Origin of the sequence: Bacillus cereus group sp. BfR-BA-01382 (assembly GCF_022663475.1) — a bacterium.
In the GTDB taxonomy this organism is placed as follows: Bacteria; Bacillota; Bacilli; order Bacillales; family Bacillaceae_G; genus Bacillus_A; species Bacillus_A thuringiensis_S.
The window spans coordinates 37,267-54,068 of sequence record NZ_JAKUFQ010000001.1 but is presented as its reverse complement, the minus strand read 5'-3'; the positions used below and the strand labels follow the sequence as shown (position 1 = coordinate 54,068).

The following is a 16,802-nucleotide window of genomic DNA, read 5'->3' as shown; positions in this document are numbered from 1 at the left end:
GCATGTTCCTCATGCCGTTCTTATCTTCTTATTATAACATAAATGATAATGAGCGGAACGAATAACCGTTATCTTCCAATGATTTCTACTTCTGTGTGCATATCTACATCAAATTTATCCTTAATTGTATGTTTTATTAATTCAATTAAGGACAATACATCTTGCGCTGAAGCTCCCCCGGTATTAACAATAAAATTGCCATGCATTTGAGAAATTTGAGCTCCACCAATCCTATAACCACGAAGCCCTGCTTTTTCTACTAAATCGCCTGCAAAATGTGGGATTGGATTCCGAAATATACTTCCTGCACACGGGTGATTCCATGGTTGCGTTTCACGGCGGTAATCTTTATTATTTTGCATGCTACGTACAATTTCTTCACGTTTTCCCGCCTGTAATTGAAACTCCGCCTCTAAAACAATACCAGGCCGTTTCGTTTGCAATACAGATGCCCGATAAGAAAACTCCAGTTCTTTATTCGTTAACCAGTCAATTGTACCGTCTTCAAACAGAATGAGAGCCTTCGATAATACACTCGATATATCCGATTTATGTGCACCTGCATTCATATATACTGCACCACCGACACTTCCTGGAATGCCGCTTGCAAACTCCAATCCAGCTAACCCTTGACGACTAAGTAAAGTTGACAATTTAATAAGAGAATATCCACTACCAACTCTTACCTTATGTTTTTCGACCTCTAAGTGATCTAATCCTTCTCCTAAACGAATAACAACACCTTCTATGCCTCGATCAGATACAAGAAGGTTTGAACCGCGCCCAATTACAGTCCACTTCGTTTTGTATTGCTTTACTAACTGTAATGTTTTTTCAATACCGGCTACATGCTTAGGCACAATTAAAATATCCGCTGGTCCACCTATTTTCATAGTTGTATAACGCGCTAACGACTCGTTAACTAAAACACGACCAACGTCTGCTTCTATAAGCTCATTTACTAATTGTTCCATAGACAATCTCCCCCATATTAAGTCTCCTTATGACAATAATATGCAGGGCGTTCACCTAACGTTATCCCTCTATTTACGGGCATTACAGCTCCTAAATCAAAATTCGGCGGTAACAAAGAAGTTAGGCGGTATCGGGATGCCAGTAAACATCCGATTAGTGAAAGGTAATAATCAACGAGAGAGAATCACTCCCCACTGATTAAAGCCTCACTTTATTTTTTTACAAGCTTATTCATTACTTCATACAGCTTATTTGCTGCATCTGGAATACCTAGTTTCTTAGCAGCTAGCTTCATATTTTGTAATGTTTGTGCATCCAATAAAATCTCATCAATATCACGAATAAGTGTTTCAGCTGTTAAATCTTTTTCAAGTAACATTTTTGCCGCTCCTTTATCAACAACTGAACGTGCATTCTTTTCCTGATGATTATTTGTTACGTACGGACTCGGTATTAACACACTTGGTTTTCCTAACGCTGTTAATTCTGCAAGTGTTGTTGCCCCAGCCCTTGAAACAACAAGGTCTACACCAGTTAGTACCTCTGGCATATTATGAATGAACGGCTTAATAATAACATTGTTCGGGTTCCCTTTTTGCTTCACGGCTTCCATCACTTTGTCATAATGTACTTCACCTGTTACATATAGTATTTCGTAGCTTTTGTTCCCAAACTGTTCAATTGCTTCAACGAAGGCATCGTTAATCGGTCTAGCCCCACGACTTCCACCAAATATAAGTACAGACTTTTTAGGAAGAGAAAGCCCAACTGAACGTTTCCCTTTCATTCCATTTTGATCCATTACCTCTGATGCTCGCGGATTACCTGTCATTACCACTTTTGACTCTGGAAAATGCTCTGTAGCTGCTTCAAAACAAACAGCAACTTTATCAACATAACGACTTAAAAATTTGTTCGTTACACCTGGTACACTATTTTGTTCATGTACAATAGTCGGAATACCTAATTTGGCTGCAGCGTATACAACTGGTCCACATACATATCCACCCGTTCCAATTACGATATCCGGATTAAAACGACGAATATATCGTTTACTATCCTGTACACCTTTTAGAAAACGCATTACTGTTTTCACATTATCTAATGATATTTTTCGTTTAAATCCGCTTATAACAATAGATTGAAATGGTATACCTGCTTTTGGAACGATTGTACTCTCTAGTCCATTTTCCGTACCAATATATAAAAATCTTGCTTCTGGATTTAACTTTTTTATTTCTCTAATTAAAGCAAGAGCTGGATAAATATGACCACCAGTACCCCCACCACTCACTAATACACGCACTACTAACTCCTCCGCTTCTCTTTTCTTATTTCCATTATATTTATTTCTATATACATATTGCATTTTTACACACATACGAAAAACCCTGTCTTATAAACAGGGTTTAGTAGCGAGAATGGCGACTTATATTTAATAATACACCTACTGCCATTAACATTAATGTCAAACTTGATCCACCATAACTTAAAAACGGCAAGGTAATACCCGTAACGGGCATCAGTCCTGTTACAACACCAACATTAATCATTACTTGAATCGCAATCATCGCCACAATACCTACTGCTAAAAACGTACCATATAAATCTGGCGCTCCTAATGCGATACGAATCCCGCGCCATAATAATAGACTAAATAATAATAACACAAATGAACCACCAATAAAACCTAATTCCTCGGATAAGATTGCAAATATAAAGTCAGTTTGTGGTTCAGGTAAATAAAGAAATTTTTGTCTACTTTGTCCAAGCCCAAGTCCAAATAATCCACCGGGTCCAATTGCGAGTAATGATTGGATAATTTGAAATCCACTTCCAAGCGGATCTGCCCACGGGTCTAAATATGATGTAATGCGCTTCATTCGATACGGTGCTGATGCGATTAACCCTACAAACCCTGCTACACCAAGCAAACCAAACATCGCAAAGTGAAAGACCCTCGCTCCCGAAATAAATATCATAATGATACATGTCCCAACCATTACCGTTCCTGTCCCAAGGTCTGGCTGTAACATAATCATCCCAAAAGCAAGAAACACAAAACTAAGAGCCGGTAATAAACCACGTTTAAAAGATGTAATCAATTTTTGCCGTTCCGCTAAAAACTTTGCCAAGAAAATAATCATCGCAAACTTCATAAATTCTGACGGTTGAATCGAAAATGCTCCGATCCCAATCCAACTTCGTGCTCCTCCTCGAACAAGACCTACTCCAGGAATAAGAACGAGAATAAGAAGAATGAAGCAAACTAGCAAAATTACTTTTGAATACGTACGCCACACCCAATAATCAATTTTCATAATAAAAAACATAGCTACTACACCAAGACCCGCAAACAGTAATTGTCTTTTGGCAAAAAAGAATGAGTCCCCCATTTTATAAGAGGCCCAAACTGCACTCGCACTATAAACCATAATCATTCCGATTGTCAACAATGAAAGTGTTACGATGATGAGAATAAAATCAGGCGTTTTCTTCATTACCCACAAACACCACCTCTTTAGGCAGAACCTTTTGCCCTATGTAACAAAACATCAGTAGGTGTTAGCCTACTGATGTTTTGATTTACTTTATATAAGTTTATGCACAGCTTGTATAAAAATGTCTCCTCTTTCTTCAAATGTTTTAAATTGATCCCAGCTTGCACACGCTGGAGAAAGAAGAACAACATCATCTTCTTTAGAATGAGCATAAGCTTTCACCACTGCTTCATCTAAAGTATCGACACTTTCAATTATATCTAATCCCGCTTTTTCTGCCGCTCTTACTAGTTTGGGAGCTGTTTGTCCAAATGTTACAATCGCTTTTACATTTTTGAAATACGGAATTAAATCATCGAATTCATTTCCGCGATCAAGCCCACCTGCTAGTAACACAATCGGTTGTGTAAACGCAGATAGTGCTTTCTCAGTCGCTAACATATTCGTTGCTTTTGAATCATTATAAAACTTACGGTTGTTAATCGTTGTTACATATTCTAAACGATGTTTTACACCAGTAAAACGTTTTAACACGACCGTAATTGCTTCATTAGAAGTACCTAATAATTTCGCAATACTCATCGCAGCTAAAATATTTTCTAGATTATGTTGACCAGGTAAAACGATATCACTTACTTCAACAACTTTTTCACCTTTGAAATAAAGAGCGTTATCTTTTATACACGCACCATCTTCAATTTCTTTCGTTGTCGAAAACAGGATTTTTTGACCTTTAGTATCCGCAGATAACTCCATCACATCTGCATCATCCGCATTTATTACACTATAATCGTTTTCTGTTTGGTTTTTAAAAACATTTGCTTTTGCTAAACCATATTCCTTCTTCGTCCCATGGTAATCTAAGTGGGCTTCAAATAAGTTTAAGAACGCTGCAATTTTAGGTTGGAACGATTCTACTCCCATCAATTGGAACGATGAAAGCTCTGTAACTACAACTTCATTTTCTTTTGCATCCTGTGCTACTTCACAAGCTACAGTTCCTATATTCCCTGCAATAACAGGATGCTTTTGCCCTTCTTTTAACATTTCAAATGTCAGCATTGTTGTCGTCGTTTTACCATTAGACCCTGTAATTCCAACAAATGGTGCTTTTGAAATACGATATGCTAATTCAACTTCCGTAACAATTGGAATTTCTTTTTCTTTCGCAGCAACTAATATTGGATTAGAATACGGGATTCCTGGATTTTTAACGACAAGAGAAATATTTCTCTCTAATAATTCTAAAGGATGGCCACCGCATACAACGTCCATTCCTTTTGCTTGTAATTCTGCAGCAAGTACATTGTCTGCTAAAGGCTTTCCGTCATTTACAATGACATTCGCCCCTAATTTTTGCAACAAAGTAGCTGCTGCATAACCACTCTTTGCAATGCCTAATACAAGAATATTTTTATTTTGAAATTCAGTTACAGTTTTCAATTACATCCACACCCCGATATAAATTCCTAACACAGCTAATAAAAATCCTACAGACCAAAACGTTACAACAACGCGCCATTCTGACCAACCACATAATTCATAATGGTGGTGTAATGGACTCATTTTAAAGACACGTTTTCCTGTTGTTTTAAACGAAATAACTTGAATAATAACAGATAAAGTTTCCATTACGAATACTCCACCAATAATTACAAGTAGTAATTCTTGTTTTAATAAAATTGCTACAGCTGCGATAGCTCCACCTAAAGCTAAGGAACCTGTATCCCCCATAAATACTTTTGCTGGATTCGCGTTGAATACTAAAAATCCCAGTACTGCTCCGACAACTGCCATACAGAATATCGCAACTCCAAATTGTTCTTGCGCTACTGCAATAATACTAAATGCTCCAAATGCAATAGCCGCTGTTCCTGATAATAAACCATCTAAACCATCAGTTAAGTTAACCGCATTCGAGCCACCGATTAGCATAAATAGCACAAGTACAAAATACGCCCAACCTAATTCAAACTTAACATCCGTACCTGGAATCATGATATATGTGTGAAATGCTTGCCCTTTTCCAATTAAAAAGAACGCAATAGCAATAACAAGCTGACCTACTAATTTTTGTTTTGATGTTAAACCAAGATTTCTCTTCTTAACTACCTTTATGTAGTCATCTAAAAATCCAATCAATCCATAACCAAATGTCACTAATAATAATAACGAAACCTCTGCACCTAAATGATTAAACTTAATCGCCATAATAAGTGAAGTGACCATCATAGATACATATATGACAATACCGCCCATTGTCGGTGTCCCTGATTTTTTTTGATGTGACTTTGGTCCCTCATCACGAATACTCTGTCCGAACTTTAATTTTCTTAAAAATGGAATAAACAATGGCGAAAGGGCAACAGAAATTAAGAATGCTACCCCAGCCGTTACTAATAAACCTTGCTCAAGCACATGTAGTCCTCCTCTCACGTTGTTACTCTTCGTTGTTTAAACGCCCTGTAATTGCTTCTTTCGCAACTTCACGATCATCAAAATGATGAACTTCTTTACCAATAATTTGATACGTTTCATGACCCTTACCAGCAATAATAATGATATCATCTGCTTTCACATTAGCGATCGCATGGTGTATCGCTTCTTTTCTATCAATAATCACTTCATAATTATTCCCACTTGCACCCTGTACCATATCATCTAAAATAGCCGCTGGATCTTCACTTCTTGGATTATCTGATGTATAAATTGCATGAGTTGCATATTTTGTTGCAACACTTGCCATTATCGGTCTCTTTGTTCGATCCCTATCGCCGCCACAACCAACGATACAATACACATCACCTTTTGCAAATTGTTTTGCAGTTTTTAATACATTTTCTAAACTATCCGGCGTATGCGCGTAATCAACAATAACTGTATAATTTTGTCCGCCATCAACAACTTCAAAACGTCCTGGAACCCCAGCTAGTTCTTTTATAACAGCAATGATTGTTTGTAATTTCACACCCGAAACAAGTCCTGCTGCTGTTGCTGCAAGTACGTTATATACATTGAATTTACCTATTAATTTCATCGTAACATTTACACTTTCATACGGTGTGACAAGCGTAAATGTAGTCCCGCCACTCGTCATAACGATATTTTTTGCCATAATGTCACTTGTTGTATCAATACCATATGTTACAACTGTTGCTGCAGTACTTCTCATATACTCTTCTGTTACATTATCATCGCTATTCAGCACAGCGTACTTTTCACGATTATGATTATAACTATTGCCAAGCTGTGCAAATAGTAACCCTTTTGCATGTTTATATTCTTCCATCGTTTTATGATAATCTAAATGATCTTGTGTTAAATTCGTAAACACCGCTACATCGTAATCACATCCGTGTACACGACCAAGATCTAACGCATGTGACGAAACTTCCATTACCGTGCTGTCCACACCTTGTTCAACCATTTTTGAAAACGTCTGTTGAAGTGTTAGTGCATCTGGTGTTGTATTTTTCACCTCAAATGTTTCATCACCGATTTTCATATTAATCGTCCCAATTAGCCCTGTTTTATGACCATGTGCTCGCATAATCTCATCCATAATATGCGATGTTGTTGTCTTTCCATTTGTACCTGTAATTCCGATTAAATGTAACTTGTGTGTCGGTTGACCATAAAAATAATCAGCTAAAACCGCTAACGAACGAAAAGTATTTTTCACAAGTACAACTGGAACGTCAACATCAATTGGTCTTTCCGCAACAATAGCAGCCGCTCCTTGTGCCGCTGCTTGCTTAGCAAAATCATGGCTATCAACCGTATATCCTTTCATACATACAAATAAGCTTCCTTCTTTCACTTTACGTGAATCAGCTTCTATAGATGTGATTTCTGGATTTTCTTTTGGAACAACTGGAAAATCATGCAAACATGATAAAAGTGTATGCAACTTCATTTCACTAAACCCTCTCTACATTGTTTATTTATCTTTTTTTCAGTAAGCAACACATTACCTCCTATATAAGGAGGTAAGTGCTACTGGCCTATTTATGAATGAGACACTTATTGTCTCACATTAAGTAACTGTTCTATAAAGAACTCACTTCCACCAATTGTACCATAAAACGTACTATGTTACCTTTAATTCCCGAAGTAAATTCTAATTTTTGAGCCTTCTTTTACTTTAGCTCCCGCTTCTGGTGATTGCTTAATTACTTTCTCTCCATCTCCACTTATATCAAGCTGCAAATCGACGAGTTGTGTTTGTAAGTCTTTCTTTTTCATTCCAATTAAATTCGGAACTTCCACAGTTGGTGTATCGCCCCATTTATATTCTTTCTCAACTTGTTCTTTTCTCGTTTTCACTCCCATAACAGGAAGAGCATCTCGAAGGATATTCCCGACAATTGGAGCTGCTACCACTCCACCAAACTGTGTAACCCCTTTTGGATTATCCACAGCAACATACACAACAATCTCTGGATCATCCGCTGGAGCAAATCCGATAAAAGATACAATATAATTATTCTCTAAATATTTACCATCTTTCACCTTTTGAGCAGTACCCGTTTTTCCACCTACACGATATCCATCAATATAAGCTCCTTTACCAGAACCTTTCGCTACAACATTCTCTAATGCATAACGAACTTTTTCTGAAGTTTCCTTGGAAATAACTTTTCTTTTCTCAACAGGTGTCTTTTTACTAACAACTTGATTATTTTTTGGATCAATAAACTCCTTAGCTATATACGGCTGATACAATGTTCCACCATTTACAGCCGCCGCTACAGCTGCTACTTGTTGAATTGGTGTAACAGAAACCCCTTGGCCGAATGAAGTTGTTGCTTGCTCTACTGGACCAACTTTATCTAAATTAAATAAAATCCCACTGCCTTCACCTTGCAAGTCAATTCCAGTCTTCTGCCCAAAACCAAAATTACGAATGTATTTAAATAACCGGTCTTTACCAAGGCGATCACCAAGTTCAATAAATCCCGGGTTACATGAGTTTTGAACGACTTCTAAAAACGTTTGACTGCCATGACCTCCTGCTTTCCAGCATTTCAATCTAGCTCCACCGACTTCAGCTGCTCCATCATCATAAAACGTATCCTTCTCTAAGTCTACTAAATTTTCATTCAATGCTGCAGCTAATGTAATGATCTTAAATGTTGAACCAGGCTCATACGTACTCCACACAGGTAGATTTCTGTTATACACTTCTGGAGAGACACTTTGAAAATCCGCTGGATCAAAACTCGGCCGACTAGACATACCTAAAATTTCACCATTTTTAGGATTCATTGCAATCGCAATCATACCGTCTGGATTATAAGTTGACTCCGCAATATTCATTTCTCTTTCCATAATCCTTGTAATACGCGCATCGATTGTTAATCCTAAATTTAAACCAGCTTCTGGTTTTTTGAAATCATCACCAACATTAGGCATCCTTTGTCCTTTCGCATCTGCAAAAAAACGCACATGACCTTTGTCCCCATTTAGCTCCTTATCATAATATTTTTCTAGTCCCATAAGACCTTGGTTATCGCTACCTGCAAAACCTAATACATGTGATAAAAAATTCCCAAATGGGTAGTACCGGATAGAATCCTCTGCGATATACACGCCCTTCAAACTTAAGCCTCGTACCTCTTTCGCTTTGTCATGTGATATTTTCCTTCCGCCTTTATCTAACCTTACAATCGATTCTTTTTTTGTAATCCTCTTATAAATCTCATCTTTTTCCACACCTAATACTGCAGCTAACTTCTCTGCAGTCTCTGCTGGTTTTTCAATTTGCCTCGGTACAACAAAGACAGTTGGAGCACTTTTATTCGTGGCAAGTTCCACACCATTTCGGTCTAAAATTTTCCCACGTTCGGGTTCAAAAGTAATATTACGACTCCATGAATCTTTCGCACGATCCGTTAACATATTCCCAAGAAAAAATTGCACATATCCAAGACGAATATCGATAATAGTGAAGATAAGTATACCTGATATAAGTATAAAAATAAGTCGTTTTCTAACTGTTACATTTGATACACGCATATCGGAACAAGCCTCCCTTACGCCTAGCTTGTTCCAATATATGCTTGTACTTATTTAATTAGAACTTCTTCTCTTTTACCATTACGGCTTTTCTGCTTCTTGTTGTGGTTCGAGTGGCGGTACGAGTGTGACACCTAATTCTGTACCAGGTTGTAATAATGTTCCTTCCGCCACACTTTGTTCTGTTACGTATCCTGTACCAGAAGGCTTCAAGTTAAGCTGTAATGTCTTCGCTAAATTCATAACATCACGCAGTGCCCATCCTTGTATATTTGGCATTGTAGGCTTATCTCCTACCAAGAAGACTCGGTCGCCTTTCAATGTTTGTTCAGTCGCTTTTGGTACTTGTTGCTGTACTTTCCCTTCACCTAATACGATTGGACGAAGTTTTGCTTTATCAATTGCTTTCCCCGCTTCAGCCATCGTTTTACCAGTTACATCTGGAACAGTAGTTTGTTGCTCTTTCAGATGTTTTTTCGGATCTTTCACTTCATTTGGCTTAATCTTTAAATACTCTAAACTATTTTTTGTTACATATTTAAAAATATCAGCTAAAGGCTGTGCACCGTTCTCATCATCTTTTAATTTCGGCTGTTTTACAGCTACATAAACAACAAGTTGTGGGTCGTCCATTGGTGCCATACCTAAGAATGAGAATATATAATTCTGTCTTCCTGTCATATAGCCGCCTTTTCCATCCGGAATTTGCGCTGTACCTGTTTTACCACCAACTGAATATCCATCAATTTTATAAGCTGTCCCTGTACCTTTCGGAGATGTAACAACACGTTCTAATAACTGTCTTACTTGCGCTGCTGTTTCCTTTGTAACAGGTTTTCCTACTTCTTCTGGCTTATGTTCTAATTTTACTTTCCCTGTTATCGGATCTACAATTTTATCAATTGCATAAGGTTTCATCATTTTCCCATCATTTGCAATAGCTGTTGCAGCTTGTACAAGCTGAATTGGTGTTACAGTGGAACCTTGTCCAAAAGCTGTTGTCACTTGTTGTATTTGCTGATCAAATAAAATTGTATTCGATCCTTCACCTGATAAATCAATGTTCGTTTTTTCATCTAATCCAAAACTATGAATATATTTTCGGAAACGTTCTGGACCAAGTTTTTGATCTCCTAAAATTGCAAACGCTACGTTTGAAGAACGTTCTACCCCTTCATCAAACGTGATAGAGCCCCAACCAGCACCGCCGTTATGATCTTTTATTTTCCTATTTCCGACTTGATATGTCCCGGACTGATAATAATCTTGCCCTTTGTACACACCTTCATTAATAGCTGCCGCTAACGTGAAAATTTTCATTGTTGATCCAGGTTCAAATGCATTGGCAATTGCGTCATTGAAGAAATATTTAATTTGACGATCATTAGGGTCATAACTAGGTTTAGTAGACGTCGCTAATATTTTTCCAGTTTTCGGATCTGCAACAATCCCTATTAAACTTTCTGGTTCATATTGCTTACTTGCTGCTTTCATCGCGTCTTCTAAATAACTTTGGACACGGTGATCAATTGTTAAATACGCGTTATCTCCATTTTTAGGTGCCTTTACATTAACTTTTCCACCATCAAGAGACACACCTTTACGGTCACCTGTATATGCTACTTCTCCGTTAGAAGCACTTAAATATTTATCCAAGCTTTTCTCTATGCCAAATTGACCTACCGAGGTTCCATTCTCATTTGGTTTTGCATGACCTATAACGTAAGATGCGAAATCACCGTTTGGATACACCCTTGCATTTTCTGTAATAAAAGATATTCCCGGCAACTTCAACGCTTCTATTTGTTCCTTCTTTTCTTTCGTCAAATCCTTACCTAACGTTCCAAATTCGACTTGACTTCTACCTTCCTTATTTAAAGAAGCTAAAATATCCTCTTCGCCTTTTCCAAGTACTCCTGCAATTTTCTTTGCAGTATCTTCTTTATTCTCAACAGAGTTAGCACCTTTTAGGGCGGCTACTATTTTATAAGAGTTTGCGTCTTGCGCTAACACATGACCGTTTTGATCATAAATGGTTCCTCTGTTCGCTTCAAGAACTCCTGTTTTACTATGCTTTTGTTTAGCAAGTGCATCTAAATCTTGATTATGAACTGTTCCTGTTGATTGTATGTAAAAAAATCGGGCTAATAACAGCAAAAAGAGCAGGAGGAAAAATATCATAAAATAACCTGCTCCCTTATTGGTATGAAATTTAGTCATATTCTTCTTCATCGTTCCTTCACACCTATTGCCTTATTTGAGGCCTTTCACATTATTCGCATTAATTTCTAGCCCGTGTTTTTTTGCAACTTCAGCGATTCGTTCATAGCGACTTAACTTCTCTACTTCAGCTTGTAATTCTTGATTTTCTTTTTGCTGCTGTACAATTTTTTCTTCTATCGTCGCTGCTTCTACATTAACTTGATAAAGGCCTGCTTTATTTCCAATAAACGCGACACAGGCATACAATAAAAAGCCAATAAACGCTACATACAACAGTTTTTCGATTCTTGTAATTTTCGCTTTAACTTTCGGCTTAACCATCTGCTGTGGGGGCGTTTGAATTTGCACCTCTTCTTGCGCTTGTTGTTTGTACTTTACAGCTAAATTAGTCATACCTCTCTCTCCCTTTTATCGTTTTTCAGCGATTCTCAACTTCGCAGAACGCGCACGATTATTTTCTTCTAGCTCTATATCAGAAGGTAAAATCGGTTTTCTTGTAATAAGCTTTAATTTTGGCTTAAATTCATCAGGAATAATCGGTAATCCTGGCGGCAATTGTGGCGTTGTACTATTTCGCTTAAACGTTGTTTTACAAATACGATCTTCTAATGAATGGAATGTTATAACACTAACTCTTCCACCTGGCTTAACCATCTCAATAGCAGATTCCAATGCTTCTTCAAATACTTTTAATTCATCATTTACAGCTATACGAATTGCCTGAAACACTCGCTTAGCAGGATGCCCACCAGTTCTACGAGCAGGAGCCGGAATACCTTCTTTAATTAGCTCTACTAATTCTCCTGTCGTTTCAATAGCTTTATTCTCACGATAAGCTTCAATTTTTCTTGCAATTTGTTTTGAAAATTTCTCTTCACCGTATTGGAAGAAAATCCTTACAAGTTGTTCATATGACCAACTATTTACAACATCATATGCTGTTAATGGGGCATCTTGATCCATCCGCATATCTAACGGTGCATCATGATGATAACTAAAGCCTCGCTCTGGTGTATCTAATTGTGGGGATGAAACACCTAAATCAAATAAAATACCGTCTACTTCTGTTATACCTATTTCCTGCAGTTTTTCAGCTAAATAGCGGAAGTTACTCTTTACTGTTATAAACTGTTCACCGTATGAAGAGAACTTTTCTTTCGCGTTTTGAATCGCTATCTCATCTTGATCAAACGCTATTAATTTTCCACCTTCAGTTAATTGGGATAATAAATAAGAACTATGTCCTCCTCCCCCCAGTGTACAATCTACATATGTACCATCTGGCTTTATATCTAAGCCGTCTACTGTTTCCTTTAAAAGCACTGTTACGTGTTTAAACATTGTTGCACCTACTCTTTTTCCAATTAATTATGTTGAATGTATCCCTTCCTCTAAACACATCTTTCACGCTTAGAGAATGAAATAATACGAAAGAACGACTCATTTAACTTACCAATAAAGGCAACATACTATACAAATCGCTATTTTCTTTTATTATATACTAAATTTTATCATCTTTTGCGGGAATTTAAATAAAAAACTGGCGAAAAAGCGAATAATACGTTTACATTTTGTGCTATTTTGTCATATATTTAAGTATCCAACACAATTATCACATCTATTTTTTTGATTGATAATTCAGAAAAAAATCACTTCACAGTAAATTCAACGGAATAAAAATAAAATCCTGCTCCAAGGAGCAAGATTTTATAGTTTTATAACATGATGTTTTCCGTCCCAAGAAAAAGGGTTTTCCATTACACGATCAACGAAATCCAAACCAAACTGATTTAAATAATAACATACATTCCACACACGTTCTTGCGGCGCACCTAATGGACGAAGTGCGAATTGTATACGGCGAAATTTATTTAGCTGAACCTCATACTTTTTCTCAACATTTCTTTTCAACATTCTTTCCAGCAGTTCAATTTGTTCATTAATTTTCAATTCGTTTTTCCCTGCAAACGCACTTAACCCCGGCTCTATTTTCTTTACAAATTGCTGTAAAGATGTATGAATATCGGCAATTTCTTTTTTCGCCTTTTCAAAATGATTATCAATCGGTTCCTCTATTTGATTAGACAACCAGTTTTCACGCAGTTTATCGACATCATTTAAAAACGGATCACTTTCTCTCAATTGCAGATCGAATAAATCTGTCGCTATACATCTCTCCACATAAGTAATTGTAAGACGAGGAACGACAGGTGGCATTTGAAAACCGACAGTATGGAATACTTGTTGTAATTCACTCCAATAAGCTAATTCCCCTGGACCTCCAATAAATGCGAGCGTAGGAAATACATACTCTTGCATAAGAGGACGTGTTACAACATTATTACTAAAACGTGCCGGATTTCTCTCCATCTCTTCAATCAACTCTTCGTATGAAAATGAATGCGCCCCATCCTTTCCAACAAACTTACCTTGATGCTCTTCAAGCAATACTCGTTCATTATCTATTTCCATAAATATATGCACTGCATGAGACTTCGTTTCAATAATCGGTTTGTATCCTAGTTCTTTAATTACTTCCTGCTGATTACGAAGGCCCTCTTGTACCTCTTTATACTTACTTATAATTCGCTTAAAAAATGGAATTTCTAACTTTCTTAATTCAGGATGATGTGAATCAACAAGGATTAAACCAGAATTAGCAAAGATTTTCGTAATAAGATGAGCAAAGAAATCTACATACGTATTCGATTTTTCCAAAGCATCATCAACAAATTTTAATACATCCTTTGTAAAATTTGTTTCTGGATATGTTTTAAAAATCTCTTCAATCCAATTTCTACAATCTTCAACAGAAAGTTCAGACTCAGAAGCACTCGCCTTTTTCGGATTACGATCATAAAAAATAGTTTTTTTCATCTTTTTATTTTTCGCTAAAAAAGTATGGTTAATCTCATCCATATCATGGTCTTCACCCGCAATCCAGAAGACAGGGACAACTTTCACCCCTAAACTTTCTTCTTTTTCCTTTGCAAGCTTTAAAATTGAAATAACTTTATGAATTGTATAAAGCGGTCCAGTTAATAACCCCGCTTGTTGTCCAGCTATTACAACATATGTATTTTCATCTCCAAGCGCTTTTACATTTTGAAGTGTAGATTCTCCCGCTTGTAATTTTGTATTATATTCTAATAAATGCGCTACTACATCTTGGCGGAAAAACTCCCTTTCACGCAAATCATGTAAACGCTGTTTAAAAGCATCTTCTGTTAACATATAATCAAAACATGACTGTATCTCTTTTTTACCGTTCATATAGTCCGCTACAACACCTTGTTGCGGAACAGAGATTTCTTTTATCTCCATATAATTCTTCCTTTCGTATCCAGTTCTCTCACCAATCCACATTGTAGTCAATGTTTCACGTAAAAGCAAAGAATAACACTTATACTCTTGTTTCTAACCCTTTTATTGCATCGAACAAAAATTGAAGTGTCGGAACTGGTCGTTGCTGTTTCTTAGCCTCTTCTAATACATATCCAACAATCGCATTAATTTCCGTCTGTCTATTCGCTCTTACATCGGCTAGCATAGAGGATGTATTACGAGACGTTCCTTCACACACATTGCGTACCATTTGCCATACCATCTCTTTTTCTCCTCTAATAAGAAAGGCGACCTCCTGAAACACTTGCTCCATCATTTGATAAAAAAAACGATTCTTGGTTAATTCACCATTCTTAACTCCCAATAACGCCGTCAACGGATTGATACATACATTTACCACTAATTTTTTATGCATAATCTCTTTCCAATCCGTTTCTATTTGAACTGGAAAATAAGACACGGGAAAAGAATGGAATACACTTTCGAAATGTATAGATTGACCACAAACCACTCCAAATTTCGTTACCCTAACTCCAGTATGATGAACGATATGCCCTCCCTCTTTTTTCGCACCATGTTCTACAATACCAACAGCTATATTTTCACACCCTATGTTCAGCATCTTTTGAAGATGTGACATTCCGTTTTGCAAAAAGATTAATGATGCTGCCCCTTCCACAAACGGTAGTATGTCATCTATATGATATTGCTTCACAGCAATAAATATATAATCTAAATTTTGCGCTACCATACTTTCTATCGGTAAAACAGATGGATATACTGTTTCACATGTTCTATCTCTAATACAAGTTACACCTGTTTCATTTAACTCTTCAGCCTGCTTAGCTGTTCTTGTAAACAACGTAACATTTTGGTTACTTTTTTGTAAATAAAATGTATACAATAGACCAATAGCACCTGGTCCGACAATTCCAATTTTCATTTTCACACAAGGGATTCACATTAAGCGCCCTTGCCGCCCCCCTTTTTTTATATCTTTTTAAAGTACATGAGCACGCCCTATAATTTCGTTGTCCTCTGCCAAACAAATACACTCTCATTTTTCACTACGTATATACTGCCTATTAATACACTTATACTCTTAGTTTAGCAAATCCTCAAAAAAATAATAAAAGAAATATACTATCTTCTTCATAAAAATAAAAAAATGAGTTATACTATTATTGTAAATATTTTTACTTTTCTGCATTCAACGAGATAAGAAAAGGATGTGATGTAATGGGATTCCCAAAAGTTGAGCGCTTGCTCATCAATTATAAAACGTTAGATGAATTTAAAAAATTTAAAGGGTGCGGAGCCCAAGAACTATCTATGCTGGAAGAATTGCAAGCAAACATTATTGAAAACGACAGTGAATCTCCATTTTACGGTATTTATTATGGCGGATCACTAATTGCACGTATGAGTCTATATATGAAAAGAAACGGCGGAGAACCATTCGAAATTACAGGTCCTTACCTAGAACTTTATAAACTTGAAGTATTACCAACTTTTCAAAAACAAGGATTCGGGCAAATGCTTGTAAATCATGCGAAACAAATGCAATTTCCTATTAAAACGATAGCGCGTATTCATTCATCTGGTTTTTGGGATAAATTAAGTTTCAACCCCGTATCAGTAACTGATGGAGATTTTTATATTTGGCATCCAGAAACAAATTTGAATGCGGTTACAAACGAAGAATCGGCTTAATAAATAAATAAAAAAAACAGCTGTATA

The 16,802-nt window shown here is 36.7% G+C and carries 13 protein-coding genes; 1 reads left to right on the top strand and 12 read right to left on the bottom strand.

Annotation, left to right across the window (positions count from 1 at the left end; genetic code table 11):
• Positions 1 to 68: 68 nt before the first annotated feature.
• From murB to panE, 12 genes are all read right to left on the bottom strand, one after another.
• Entirely contained in the window at positions 69 to 974 is a 906-nt protein-coding gene (gene murB, locus MR160_RS00280; RefSeq protein ID WP_000437031.1) for a UDP-N-acetylmuramate dehydrogenase, read from the bottom strand.
• 212 nt (positions 975 to 1,186) lie between these two features.
• Entirely contained in the window at positions 1,187 to 2,281 is a 1,095-nt protein-coding gene (gene murG, locus MR160_RS00275; protein ID WP_014894899.1) for an undecaprenyldiphospho-muramoylpentapeptide beta-N-acetylglucosaminyltransferase, read from the bottom strand.
• Positions 2,282 to 2,384: 103 nt separating this feature from the next.
• Positions 2,385 to 3,476, bottom strand: coding sequence for a stage V sporulation protein E (gene spoVE, locus MR160_RS00270; protein WP_000753521.1), 1,092 nt, complete (start codon positions 3,474 to 3,476; stop codon positions 2,385 to 2,387).
• A gap of 90 nt (positions 3,477 to 3,566) precedes the next feature.
• A complete protein-coding gene (murD, locus tag MR160_RS00265) occupies positions 3,567 to 4,919 on the bottom strand; it encodes a UDP-N-acetylmuramoyl-L-alanine--D-glutamate ligase (protein ID WP_000860096.1) in 1,353 nt (450 codons plus the stop codon).
• Positions 4,920 to 5,894 (bottom strand): phospho-N-acetylmuramoyl-pentapeptide-transferase, encoded by a 975-nt coding sequence (gene mraY, locus MR160_RS00260; RefSeq protein ID WP_000893058.1) that lies wholly within the window; start codon positions 5,892 to 5,894, stop codon positions 4,920 to 4,922.
• 22 nt (positions 5,895 to 5,916) lie between these two features.
• Positions 5,917 to 7,392 (bottom strand): UDP-N-acetylmuramoyl-L-alanyl-D-glutamate--2,6-diaminopimelate ligase, encoded by a 1,476-nt coding sequence (gene murE, locus MR160_RS00255; RefSeq protein WP_000766291.1) that lies wholly within the window; start codon positions 7,390 to 7,392, stop codon positions 5,917 to 5,919.
• A 185-nt stretch (positions 7,393 to 7,577) separates the two neighbouring features.
• On the bottom strand, positions 7,578 to 9,494 hold the full coding sequence (locus MR160_RS00250) for a stage V sporulation protein D (RefSeq protein ID WP_242297023.1): 1,917 nt from the start codon (positions 9,492 to 9,494) through the stop codon (positions 7,578 to 7,580).
• 81 nt (positions 9,495 to 9,575) lie between these two features.
• The gene (locus MR160_RS00245; RefSeq protein ID WP_000739962.1) at positions 9,576 to 11,726 is read right to left on the bottom strand and encodes a penicillin-binding protein; all 2,151 of its coding nucleotides are present in this window, start codon (positions 11,724 to 11,726) and stop codon (positions 9,576 to 9,578) included.
• Between the two features lie 21 nt (positions 11,727 to 11,747).
• On the bottom strand, positions 11,748 to 12,110 hold the full coding sequence (gene ftsL / locus MR160_RS00240; RefSeq protein ID WP_000182806.1) for a cell division protein FtsL: 363 nt from the start codon (positions 12,108 to 12,110) through the stop codon (positions 11,748 to 11,750).
• A 15-nt stretch (positions 12,111 to 12,125) separates the two neighbouring features.
• On the bottom strand, positions 12,126 to 13,058 hold the full coding sequence (gene rsmH / locus MR160_RS00235; RefSeq protein ID WP_000472508.1) for a 16S rRNA (cytosine(1402)-N(4))-methyltransferase RsmH: 933 nt from the start codon (positions 13,056 to 13,058) through the stop codon (positions 12,126 to 12,128).
• 366 nt (positions 13,059 to 13,424) lie between these two features.
• A complete protein-coding gene (gene bshC, locus MR160_RS00230) occupies positions 13,425 to 15,041 on the bottom strand; it encodes a bacillithiol biosynthesis cysteine-adding enzyme BshC (protein ID WP_000403044.1) in 1,617 nt (538 codons plus the stop codon).
• Between the two features lie 79 nt (positions 15,042 to 15,120).
• On the bottom strand, positions 15,121 to 16,005 hold the full coding sequence (gene panE / locus MR160_RS00225; protein ID WP_242297028.1) for a 2-dehydropantoate 2-reductase: 885 nt from the start codon (positions 16,003 to 16,005) through the stop codon (positions 15,121 to 15,123).
• A 296-nt stretch (positions 16,006 to 16,301) separates the two neighbouring features.
• On the opposite strand from panE, the gene MR160_RS00220 reads away from it, so the two are divergent.
• A complete protein-coding gene (locus MR160_RS00220; protein WP_000506698.1) occupies positions 16,302 to 16,775 on the top strand; it encodes an N-acetyltransferase in 474 nt (157 codons plus the stop codon).
• Positions 16,776 to 16,802 lie beyond the last annotated feature (27 nt).

Excerpts from the sequence above, each read along its gene's own strand:
- bshC (WP_000403044.1), bottom strand. The coding sequence starts at position 15,041 with ATGGAGATAAAAGAAATCTCTGTTCCGCAACAAGGTGTTGTAGCGGAC.
- MR160_RS00220 (WP_000506698.1), top strand. The coding sequence starts at position 16,302 with ATGGGATTCCCAAAAGTTGAGCGCTTGCTCATCAATTATAAAACGTTA.
- spoVE (WP_000753521.1), bottom strand. The coding sequence starts at position 3,476 with ATGAAGAAAACGCCTGATTTTATTCTCATCATCGTAACACTTTCATTG.
- MR160_RS00245 (WP_000739962.1), bottom strand. The coding sequence starts at position 11,726 with ATGAAGAAGAATATGACTAAATTTCATACCAATAAGGGAGCAGGTTAT.
- rsmH (WP_000472508.1), bottom strand. The coding sequence starts at position 13,058 with ATGTTTAAACACGTAACAGTGCTTTTAAAGGAAACAGTAGACGGCTTA.
- ftsL (WP_000182806.1), bottom strand. The coding sequence starts at position 12,110 with ATGACTAATTTAGCTGTAAAGTACAAACAACAAGCGCAAGAAGAGGTG.
- murE (WP_000766291.1), bottom strand. The coding sequence starts at position 7,392 with ATGAAGTTGCATACACTTTTATCATGTTTGCATGATTTTCCAGTTGTT.
- murB (WP_000437031.1), bottom strand. The coding sequence starts at position 974 with ATGGAACAATTAGTAAATGAGCTTATAGAAGCAGACGTTGGTCGTGTT.
- MR160_RS00250 (WP_242297023.1), bottom strand. The coding sequence starts at position 9,494 with ATGCGTGTATCAAATGTAACAGTTAGAAAACGACTTATTTTTATACTT.
- panE (WP_242297028.1), bottom strand. The coding sequence starts at position 16,005 with ATGAAAATTGGAATTGTCGGACCAGGTGCTATTGGTCTATTGTATACA.